Origin of the sequence: Arcobacter rhizosphaerae (assembly GCF_049472155.1) — a bacterium.
GTDB lineage: Bacteria > Campylobacterota > Campylobacteria > Campylobacterales > Arcobacteraceae > Arcobacter_B.
Window position 1 is genome coordinate 1 of the sequence record NZ_JBMOVW010000010.1, and the last position, 11,022, is coordinate 11,022.

The 11,022-nt window shown below is 26.2% G+C and carries 6 protein-coding genes and 4 tRNA genes; all 10 read right to left on the reverse strand.

The window, feature by feature from the left end; all coding sequences use genetic code 11:
• Window positions 1–3,740, reverse strand: a 3,740-nt coding sequence (locus ACH5BH_RS12840) for an ATP-binding protein (RefSeq protein ID WP_423298631.1), incomplete at its 3' end; no start/stop codon positions are given.
• A gap of 1 nt (window position 3,741) precedes the next feature.
• Window positions 3,742–4,965, reverse strand: a complete 1,224-nt coding sequence (locus tag ACH5BH_RS12845; protein ID WP_423298632.1) for a sensor histidine kinase — start codon at window positions 4,963–4,965, stop codon at window positions 3,742–3,744.
• Window positions 4,962–5,504, reverse strand: coding sequence for a heme NO-binding domain-containing protein (locus ACH5BH_RS12850; RefSeq protein ID WP_423298633.1), 543 nt, complete (start codon window positions 5,502–5,504; stop codon window positions 4,962–4,964). The genes ACH5BH_RS12845 and ACH5BH_RS12850 overlap by 4 nt, the downstream gene beginning before the upstream one ends.
• A gap of 1 nt (window position 5,505) precedes the next feature.
• A complete protein-coding gene (locus ACH5BH_RS12855; protein WP_423298634.1) occupies window positions 5,506–8,526 on the reverse strand; it encodes an ATP-binding protein in 3,021 nt (1,006 codons plus the stop codon).
• A gap of 1 nt (window position 8,527) precedes the next feature.
• Window positions 8,528–9,568, reverse strand: a complete 1,041-nt coding sequence (locus ACH5BH_RS12860; protein WP_423298635.1) for an HD domain-containing phosphohydrolase — start codon at window positions 9,566–9,568, stop codon at window positions 8,528–8,530.
• Between the two features lie 192 nt (window positions 9,569–9,760).
• Window positions 9,761–9,847: transfer RNA gene (locus ACH5BH_RS12865), tRNA-Leu, on the reverse strand.
• Window positions 9,848–9,873: 26 nt separating this feature from the next.
• Window positions 9,874–9,949, reverse strand: a tRNA-Phe gene (locus tag ACH5BH_RS12870).
• A gap of 10 nt (window positions 9,950–9,959) precedes the next feature.
• Window positions 9,960–10,044 (reverse strand) — tRNA-Tyr (locus ACH5BH_RS12875).
• A 22-nt stretch (window positions 10,045–10,066) separates the two neighbouring features.
• Window positions 10,067–10,141: transfer RNA gene (locus ACH5BH_RS12880), tRNA-Gln, on the reverse strand.
• 114 nt (window positions 10,142–10,255) lie between these two features.
• Entirely contained in the window at window positions 10,256–11,005 is a 750-nt protein-coding gene (locus tag ACH5BH_RS12885; protein ID WP_423298636.1) for a hypothetical protein, read from the reverse strand.
• Between the last annotated feature and the right edge of the window lie 17 nt (window positions 11,006–11,022).

Consider the following 11,022-nt stretch of genomic DNA (forward strand, 5'->3'; position numbering starts at 1 on the left):
GTAAATTTTTTTTCAATAGAGACATTTTCACTTTCTAATAGTTGAAGAGAAGAACAAATATCATCTAAAGCAAGATTTAAACAAGAGTTCTTAATATAATGAGCCTTAGAAATAATATTAGAAGAATCCTTAGCCTGAATAAAAGATTCTAACTCATCTAAATCCTTATGAATTTCCTTCTTAAACTTCTCAATAATCATAATAGCAATATTCTGTGATACCCCAAGCTTATTAACAACCTTCTGAATATCAATATCAACTGATAAAATATCCTGAGAATTATCATCAGTAGAATTACTATCATCTTGAAGTAAAGAAAGATTAATATCTTTCTTCTTTAAAAACTTACTAAATAAAGAGACTAACTCATTAGTATTAACAGGCTTAGATAAATACTCATTCATCCCAAGATTTAAGAATTTTTCCCTATCCCCTTTAATAGCATTAGCAGTTAAAGCAATAATAGGAATATTACCTAAAGCATTATTCTTTTCATACTCCCTTATCTTATTGAAAGCCTCAATACCATCCATAACAGGCATATTAATATCCATTAAAACTAAATCATAAGATTCGTGATTAGAAATAAACTCTTCTAAAGTTTCCCAACCATTAGGCTTAATAGTATAATTAAGATTGAAACTTTGTAAAATATAAGAGATTAACTCCTGATTAGCTAAATTGTCCTCAGCAACTAAAATATTACCAATAAAAGACTCACCTAAACTTTCTTCTTGAATAGAAGGAACAGAAGAGGACTTTTTCTGTAACTCTTGTAAAGCATCATTAACCTTAGAAGCATAAAAAGGTAAAGCTAAACCTTGCTCATTAGAATTTAAAGAAAAAGACTCTAAATCCTCTTCATACTCAAATAAAATTAAAATAGGATTGTCTTTATGAGCTTTTCTAAGCTCATCTAAATTAGAATTTTTATTGAAATTAAAAACAAAAATATCATTAGAAGAAGACTTATTAATATTAATAGTACCAAAAATAGATAAATACCTCTTAATATAATGATATAAATCATTGTCAGTATTCTCAACTTTGAAATTTAAATGATGTAAATAGTTTTTATTAGTATGAATAGAATCATCACAAATATCAAAAGTTAGATCAAAAGAGAAAATAGTACCTAAACCAATAGAACTCTTAACATTGATTTTAGAATCTAAAGCTTGAATAATATGAGAACAAATACTTAAACCTAAACCAGTACCTTCAAACTCCCTTGTAGATTTATGATCAACTTGAATAAAAGGTTTAAAAATATTGTCAAGTTTATCATTAGGGATACCAATACCCGTATCTTTAACTTCAAAACTAATAGTAGCCTTAGCCTCAGATATATTAAGTAAAGATATATTAAGTTCAACCTTACCATGCTCAGGAGTGAATTTAATAGCATTAGATAAAAGATTAGAAAGGACTTGCCTAATTCTAACCCCATCAGATAGGATACACATAGGTATTTTATGATCAATATTAAAAATAAGTTTAAGATTTTTTTCAATAGCATTTTTAGAGAAAAGCTCAACAACATGTTCAGAGATAAAATATAAATCAGTATTATCAATAGTAATATCAAAATTACCACTTTCAATTTTAGAGATATCAAGGATATCGTTAATAATAGATAATAAAGAGTTAGCACTAGATTGAATAATTCTAGCTTGTTTAACACCATGAATATCTAAAGATTTAGATTTACAAAGGATATCAGAGAAACCAATAATAGCATTTAAAGGAGTTCTAATTTCATGACTCATATTTGCTAGGAATATGGATTTCGCTTCATCTGCTTTTTTTGTGTTTTCTAAAGCCTTTTTTAAACTTTGTGTTCTTTGATCTATTTGTTCTTCTAGGGATTGATTTATTAAAACTAATTGTTTTGTTTTTTCATTAACTTTTTCTTCTAAGTGAAGATTTAATTGTTTTTGTTCTTCTATTAATACTTTTATTTTACAAGTCATTTCATTAAAAGAGTTTTCAAGATTTCCTATTTCATCATTTGAACTTACTTTTATTTTGTGGTCAAAATCATTATTAGCAAATCTTTTTGTACCAATTAAAAGGTTTTGAATTTTAGAAGAAATATAGTTTGACATCCAAATAGCAATAGCAATTATTAAAGCAACCATAATAAGTGTAAAAATAGAAAGTTCATTTATTAAGGAGCTTATAAACTCTTCAACTTCTGCTGTATTGTCATCAACAATCTCTTTCATTTGTTCTGTTTGATATCTTAAAATTTTGTTTACATTGTTTTTTGTTTCATTTGCAGCTTGATGAAATTCATTTACATTTGCACCAATAGTTATAAACCCAAACCCTCTTTTAGTATTTGCATAATCTCCTGTATAATAAGGAATAGCTGCTGCTGTAGTAAGTTTCCATACTTTACTCCAATATATAATAAAAGAACCATATCCTCCATCTTCTGTAACTTGCATCCAACCTTTACATTGAGGTGCAAAGTTTAAATATCTACAATCAAGACTTATATTACCTTTTTCTTTTAGTTGTTTTATATTTGGTTTTTTCTTTAAGGTTTGTTTTTCAAAAGTAGGGTAAGAAGATAAAAATTCATTGATATCTTTTTTTGAAGAGTAGAATTTATCTGCAATATCTTTACTAAGCCAAGGCATAGCAAGTTTGCCCGTATTCTTATCATATCCAACAATAAAGTAATCTCTTGGATGAGATATGTTTTTACCCTTATGATCCCACATAAAAGCATAGTTTCCTTTGCTAGCATCTGAAATATTTTGAGTAGGATTACTACTTGTTGGATTTACAGTATCTGTAAATTGCATAATATGTTTATGGTCAAGAGCCAAAGATATATATGCAATTTTATTTTCATTTTTATATATAGGTGTTACAAATCTTATAATTCCCTCAAACTCTTTACCTACAGGATTCTCTTTTCCCGCATAAGCATAGTTTTGTGGTTCAAAATCTATTTTAGCTTTTTTAGCTTTTTCTTTTGTAAAATCACCTATTATTTTAGAATATAATTGTTCTCCAATTACCTCAGAAACATAAATTTCACCCTTTTTAAGATTTTGTATTTTTGAAAAATAGTTTTCAGAACCAATATATGTATTTTCTTTTTTAGAGATATCTAAAAGATTTTGATTTATTTGAGATACTTTAAATATTTCTTTTCCGTTCAAGGAAAAATAGTTTATTTCTTTATATATAGGAATATTTTTTTTAGTAAATTTTATAGGATTGGTATAATTGAACTCTTTTTCATTGTCTTTTAAAGATGCAATAAGTTTTTCATCTTTATGTTTTGTTGGTAGAGCTGTACTTTCCCAAGTGTTTGTTTTATCATTATAAATATAGTTTTCATGTACTATTATCTCTTTTGTTTTGTTTAGATAAAAATTTTCAATAGTATTTTTATTTGGTTCCATTTTAGATAAAAAAAGAATATCTTTATCTCTTTCATATAAAAATGAAGCAACTTTTTGTGCAATTTCAAATGATAGCCTTTCTAAAGCTAATTGAGATTTTTTATCAAGATTTTTTATACTATCTTCTATAGACTCATTTGCAGTATTTAAAATAATCTCTTTATTTTTATTGTATAAAAATCTAGTACTATTTTGTAAATACTCTTCTAATTTTACTGCTCCTTTATAAGCTATATATGAAATTAGTAATAAAGGAATAATTTTTATTAAAATAAATAAGAGTATTAGCTTAACTTTAATAGACAGATTTTTCATTTTATTCCTTTATACTTTTTAAAGAGTTTTTTATAGTAGAAAATTTTTTTTGAATATTCTCTTTATCTTTTTCAAGATCTTCAAATATATTATAAAGATTATTTAATCCTAAATTTAAACATGAGGTTTTAATATCTTGAGATTTTTTTGTGATATTTTTAAAGTCTTTAGTTTTTATAAAAACTTCAAGCTCATCTAATTCAGTAATTATTTCTTTTTTAAATTTTTCTATTAGTAAAGTTGTAATATTTTCAGAAATACCAAGATTTTTAGAAATTTTATTTATATCAAAATTTATTTGAACAATAGTGTTTTCTTCTTCTTGTATTTTCTCTTCTTCATATAAACATGATAGTTCAAAACTAAAAGTACTACCTTTGTTTATTTCACTATTTATATTAAGTTTTGATTTAAAAAGTTGTAATATTTGGGTACAAATACTAAGGCCTAATCCCGTACCACTATTTTGTTTGTTAGCAATTTGTTCTAACTGTACAAAAGGTTTTAAAATAGACTTGAATTTATCTTTAGGGATACCAATTCCTGTATCTTTAATTGAAAATAGTAAATCTATTTCTTTTAAATCTTTTTTTATAACTTTTATATCAAATTGTATTTTGCTATTTTCTTTACTAAATTTTACTGCATTTGATAGTAAATTAGTTAATACTTGTTGTAATCTTATCTCATCAATAAATATATATTTAGGTATATCTTTATCTATTGTATGTAAAAAATTAATTTGCTTAGATTTCATCTTTTCAGTAAATGAATTTATAATATAGATATATAATTTATTTATATCAGTTTTATTTTCTGTAATTTCAAAGTTTTTATTTTGTATCTTAGAATAATCAAGAATATCATTTATAATAGAAAGTAAAGAGTTTGCGCTTGATTCTATAATTGAAGCATATTTACTATCTTTTTCATTAAGAGAGTTTGATTCATATAAGTATTTAGAGAAACCAATAATAGAGTTTAAAGGTGTTTTTATTTCATGACTCATGTTTGTAAGAAAATCTGATTTTGTTTTATTTGCATTTCTTGCTTCTTCTAAAGCTTTTTCAAGACTAAGGGTTCTATCTCTTACTTGTTCTTCAAGTTCTTGATTTATTTTCCATAGCTCAAAACTTTTTTCTTCAAGAAGCCTTTCACTCTCTTTTCTTGCTTCTCTTTCTCTTTCAAACCTTTTTTTCCAAGGATTTTTTTCTTCTTCTATCATAAGACTTTCTTAATAGTAAATTTTACTTCATGAGGCTTACTTGATATAATCTCAAAATTAATTTCAAGTTTTTCTTGAAAGTATTCTCCACAAGCTACCATTAAACCATGTGCAAAAGCTTCAAGTTTTTTATTTGATGTATAAATCAGTATTAGTTCATTTTTTTCTTTTTTTATTGTTGTAAATTTGGGAAGTTCGGCATCTGGATATAATTTTTTTACTTCTACGTGAACATAGTTTTCTACACTATCAATAAAATCTAAAGCATTATTTGTTGTTTTTATATCTTTGCCATATAGTCTTACTAGTGTTGAAAATAGATGCTTTCCAAATATAAAAAGTAATTCATTGGAAGTTTTACCTGTAATTTTAGATAAAGCTGATAAGAGTTTTGCCATATAATCAAAAGGATAATTTCCTCCTTGGGAAAAAGCCCCATTATTAGGAAGTGAAGCTTTTTCAATCATTTTATCAGCTATATCAAAGCCTAATGCATTTTCAACAAATTCTATCATTTCAGTAAAAATTACACCTCTCATTTTAATCCTTAAGTATAAAAGTAAATGCATTTTTAATAGAAGAGAAGAGGGTAAATTTTTTTTCAATAGAGACATTTTCACTTTCTAATAGTTGAAGAGAAGAACAAATATCATCTAAAGCAAGATTTAAACAAGAGTTCTTAATATAATGAGCCTTAGAAATAATATTAGAAGAATCCTTAGCCTGAATAAAAGATTCTAACTCATCTAAATCCTTATGAATTTCCTTCTTAAACTTCTCAATAATCATAATAGCAATATTCTGTGATACCCCAAGCTTATTAACAACCTTCTGAATATCAATATCAACTGATAAAATATCCTGAGAATTATCATCAGTAGAATTACTATCATCTTGAAGTAAAGAAAGATTAATATCTTTCTTCTTTAAAAACTTACTAAATAAAGAGACTAACTCATTAGTATTAACAGGCTTAGATAAATACTCATTCATCCCAAGATTTAAGAATTTTTCCCTATCCCCTTTAATAGCATTAGCAGTTAAAGCAATAATAGGAATATTACCTAAAGCATTATTCTTTTCATACTCCCTTATCTTATTGAAAGCCTCAATACCATCCATAACAGGCATATTAATATCCATTAAAACTAAATCATAAGATTCGTGATTAGAAATAAACTCTTCTAAAGTTTCCCAACCATTAGGCTTAATAGTATAATTAAGATTGAAACTTTGTAAAATATAAGAGATTAACTCCTGATTAGCTAAATTGTCCTCAGCAACTAAAATATTACCAATAAAAGACTCACCTAAACTTTCTTCTTGAATAGAAGGAACAGAAGAGGACTTTTTCTGTAACTCTTGTAAAGCATCATTAACCTTAGAAGCATAAAAAGGTAAAGCTAAACCTTGCTCATTAGAATTTAAAGAAAAAGACTCTAAATCCTCTTCATACTCAAATAAAATTAAAATAGGATTGTCTTTATGAGCTTTTCTAAGCTCATCTAAATTAGAATTTTTATTGAAATTAAAAACAAAAATATCATTAGAAGAAGACTTATTAATATTAATAGTACCAAAAATAGATAAATACCTCTTAATATAATGATATAAATCATTGTCAGTATTCTCAACTTTGAAATTTAAATGATGTAAATAGTTTTTATTAGTATGAATAGAATCATCACAAATATCAAAAGTTAGATCAAAAGAGAAAATAGTACCTAAACCAATAGAACTCTTAACATTGATTTTAGAATCTAAAGCTTGAATAATATGAGAACAAATACTTAAACCTAAACCAGTACCTTCAAACTCCCTTGTAGATTTATGATCAACTTGAATAAAAGGTTTAAAAATATTGTCAAGTTTATCATTAGGGATACCAATACCCGTATCTTTAACTTCAAAACTAATAGTAGCCTTAGCCTCAGATATATTAAGTAAAGATATATTAAGTTCAACCTTACCATGCTCAGGAGTGAATTTAATAGCATTAGATAAAAGATTAGAAAGGACTTGCCTAATTCTAACCCCATCAGATAGGATACACATAGGTATTTTATGATCAATATTAAAAATAAGTTTAAGATTTTTTTCAATAGCATTTTTAGAGAAAAGCTCAACAACATGTTCAGAGATAAAATATAAATCAGTATTATCAATAGTAATATCAAAATTACCACTTTCAATTTTAGAGATATCAAGGATATCGTTAATAATAGATAATAAAGAGTTAGCACTAGATTGAATAATTCTAGCTTGTTTAACACCATGAATATCTAAAGATTTAGATTTACAAAGGATATCAGAGAAACCAATAATAGCATTTAAAGGAGTTCTAATTTCATGACTCATATTTGCTAGGAATATGGATTTCGCTTCATCTGCTTTTTGAGCTTTTATTTGTGAAGTTATTACATCTGTAATATCAAGCCTTATAGCTAAAAATTCTTCAATCTCATTTTCATAATTTAAAATAGGTACAATAGTTGTATTAACATAGTAATCACTTCCATCTTTTGCTTTATTTGTTATAAGCCCTTTCCATATTCTTTTATCTAAAATTGTTGCCCATAATTCTTTAAATACACTCACAGGCATATTTGGATGTCTAACAATATTATGATTTTCCCCAAGTAGTTCATCTTCTGTATATTTAGATATCTTGATAAATTCATCATTTACATAGGTGATTTTTCCATTTTTATTTGTTTTTGAAACTATGGCACTTAAATCAACAGCTTTTTTATATTGTCCTAAAAGTTTGTTTGCATTTCTTAAATCTTGAGTTCTTTTTTCAACTTCATTTTCTAATAGTTCTTTTGCTTTTTTATGATTTTTTTTGTTTTTTTCTGAAATAACATTGTAGTGAACTGCTAAAACTAAGATAAAAAATATTAAAATTGAAACCATAATTAATGTTTGTTTTGTTGTTAATATAAATTCATTTTTATAAGGTATACTAACTTCAATAACACCTCTTACATCACCTATTCTCCAATCATCCTTTGGAGTGTCTGCTCTTGTATTATGACAATTTACACAAGACATATCAGTAAAAATATCTGCTATTGCTACTTTATAAAATTTATTTGAATAGTCTTTTATTTCTTTAGTATAGATTTGATTAGGATTATTTACTAAGTAAGAAAGAGTTTCTTTTTCATGTTTACTTAAAACTCTATCTTTTCTATTTGGAAAAGGATAGTTACTATACATTTTAATTTTTATATTATTGTTTGGTAATATTACACTTAAATCATGTAACAATGTAGCAGGTAAAGGTATAGTATTTTTATTTTCTGCATGATTATAGTTTATTGTTATATCTTTATTGTTTTTTATTTTATTTATAACATTTTTTGTATAGTAAGCTCTTGTTTTTTTCAAATTTGTTATAAGCTCTTGAGCTTTTTGTTGCATTTGTTTGTGGTTATTTTGTTTTGTGTATTGAGGGATAATAAAAACCATTGATACTGTTAAAATTATTGTAATAACAAAAATAGGCCCAGTAAAAGGGTTTAGAAATAAGGCAAATATTTTTTTTATAAAGTTCATTTTATTCTTCTTTAAAAGAGTTGTATATATCTTTTACTTCATCAATATTTTCAATAAACAAATCTATGATTTTAGGATCAAAATGTTTACCTTTTTCTTCTATGAGTAAATTAAGAGCATTATCAAAGCTCCAAGCTTTTTTATAAGGTCTGTGTGAAGTTAAAGCATCAAAAACATCAACTATTGCTACGATTCTTCCATAAATATGAATATCCTCTCCTTTTAAACCTTTTGGATAACCTGAACCATCAAACTTCTCATGATGAGTAATAGCAATAATGGCCCCTGCTTGAAGATATTCACTATTTGAGTTTTTAAGTATTTCATATCCAATAGAAGGATGTGTTTTCATAGTTTCAAATTCATTATTATCTAACTTCCCTGGTTTTAGTAAAATATCATCTTCAATTCCTACTTTTCCTAAGTCATGAAAAGGAGAAGCAAAGTAAATTATATCTTGTTCTTTAGGACTTAGACCATATTCTCTTGCTAATATTTTTGAATAGTGTGCCACCCTTGATACATGAGAAGCTGTTTCTGGATCTTTATATTCAGCTGTTTTCCCTAAGATACTTAAAGTCTCATGCTCTCTATCAATAAGTTTTTTAGTTGCTTTTAGAACTTCTTCTTCTAACAATTTAGCTTTGTCTTCTAATAATAATGTATTTTTATATAAGTTTAAAAGATTAAGAACTCTGGCTTTAAATAAAGTAGAGTTTACAGGTTTTTTTAAAAAGTCATTTGCTCCTGCTTGAAAAGCTTCATTATGTATCTCTTGATCATTAGCAGCTGTAATCATAATAATAGGTACTTTAGTATTGTTTTTTCTAAACTCTTTAATAAACTCTAGGCCATTTAATTGAGGCATCATATAATCAATCAAAATCATATCAATAGGATTGTTTAGTACGTATAGTAAAGCATCTAAGGGTTCTGAAAAACTTTTTACACTTAGACCCATGTCATTACAAAAAGCTTCTATTAAAAATAGATTGTTTTCATTGTCATCAATAGAAATAATTTTCATTTCTTCTATGTTCAAGCTAGTCCTTTTATATATTTAATAAATTATATATTAAAAAAGTATTTTAATAGTATCAAGTCTAAAGGTATCAAAATAATACAAAAACAGCAACTATTATGAGTTTTGTTATTATATAAAAAATATTTATAAAAGAGTTTAATTTAAATGTATTTTGTTAATTATTTTTTTATTTGAAAGTTATTTAAAAGGTGGTGCGAATGGTGAGAATCGAACTCACACTCCGAAACCGGAATGGGATTTTAAGTCCCACGCGTCTACCTATTCCGCCACACTCGCACACAGTGTATATTGTTATTTATAAGTGGTGGTTCGAGGCAGAATCGAACTGCCGACACAAGGATTTTCAATCCTTTGCTCTACCGACTGAGCTATCGAACCAATACTTAAGTGGTGGTGAGGGAAGGATTTGAACCTTCGAAGCCGTAGGCGGCGGATTTACAATCCGCAGGATTTGACCACTCTCCAACCTCACCAATGATAAAATTGTTACATAAATGGATGGGATAGCAGGATTCGAACCTGCGAATGCTGGTACCAAAAACCAGTGCCTTACCGCTTGGCGATACCCCAATCGCTTATGTGGGTGAAATTATAATAGCTTGTTTATTAAATTTCCCTGAAATTATAAGAGAATTCTATTTTTTTTCTAAATAAGCAAAAAAGACTATTTTTATATAATCTTTTTTACTTATATGGTGTAGGAACAGGTGGAAATTGTTCAAAAGATTTCTTTATTGCTTCACTTATTGAGTTTTTATTTTTTATATTTTGCATTGGATTAGAGAATTGTAAGTACTCAATAGCACCTTCTTTTGATTTTTCTTCTTTAAAAACAAAGGCTTCTTTTTTCCCAAGCTTTAAAACATTTTCATATAATAGCTTTGCATAGTCATTTATATATGGAAATTCTTTTTCTCTAATCTTATCTCCCCATGCAAAAAATACAAATTTTCCATTTGGTATTAAATTTGCTGCATCTAAATACATAATATCTCTATCAAATTCTGTATTTTGGAAAGAGTTGTATTTTTCTAAATCTGAATTAAACTTCATAAGAAGAGATGAGGCATCGATATTTTGCTCTACAAGATTAAATAGGTTTTTAAACTCTACAATTTTTCCTTTACATTGCTCTTTCATAGCTTGTTTAAAGATAGTTATATAATTTTCACCTTTTATCTCAACAAAATCACCCCATTGATCAAAGTCTTGATCTAAAAGAAAAGTATTTGAGTCATAACCTACAGGAGTTACAACTGGGTTATATAAGTAAACTGTACCTATGATATTTTTCTTTCTATCTTTGTTTGTTTTTATTTTTTGTTTTAAGTCTTTTGCTGTTATGATGTCATCTTCATCATAATTGAAATACATATAGCTTGAAGTTAAAAAAACTTCTTCATATTTAGTCTCAAATGTTCCAAAATATTGCATTTTTTTCCTTATTTATT